This is a genomic window from Rhizobium sp. 05L419, assembly GCF_056397845.1.
Genome location: NZ_JBFTOF010000090.1, coordinates 1 through 502, shown reverse-complemented (window position 1 = coordinate 502; position 502 = coordinate 1). Strand labels below are relative to the sequence as shown.

Here is a 502-nt window from a genome sequence, read left to right as displayed (position 1 = left end):
GACGCTCACCTACTCGGCATTGGCTGCCGACGGCTCGGCGCTTCCCGCCTGGCTGAGCTTCAACGCCGCGACGCGGACCTTCACCGGCACGCCGGCGGCCGCCAATGTCGGCACGCTCGCCGTCCGGGTGACGGCGACCGATCTCGGCAGCCTTGCCACCAACGAGACATTCAACATCGCCGTGTCGACGGCGCCGCCCACGACCTACAGCCTGTTCAGTGCGTCCAACACGCCGGCGCAGACGAACCTCAACGATGGTCAACAACTCGAGGTCGGCGTCAAGTTCCAGTCGAATGTCGCCGGTGAGGTAACGGCCCTCAAGTTCTACCGAAGTGCCGGCGACACTGGCCAGAATGTGCTTGACCTGTGGACTGCGACCGGCACCAAGCTTGCCACCGTCACCTTCACCAACACGTCGGCAAGTGGCTGGCAGACGGTGGCCCTGGCGACGCCCGTCTCCATTACCGCCAACACCACCTATGTCGCCTCGTACCACACGACC

1 protein-coding gene is annotated in these 502 nt (G+C 65.1%); it reads left to right on the top strand.

Annotation, left to right across the window (positions count from 1 at the left end; genetic code table 11):
• Positions 1-502, top strand: a 502-nt coding sequence (locus tag AC1DMK_RS31125) for a DUF4082 domain-containing protein (protein ID WP_477864053.1), incomplete at both ends; no start/stop codon positions are given.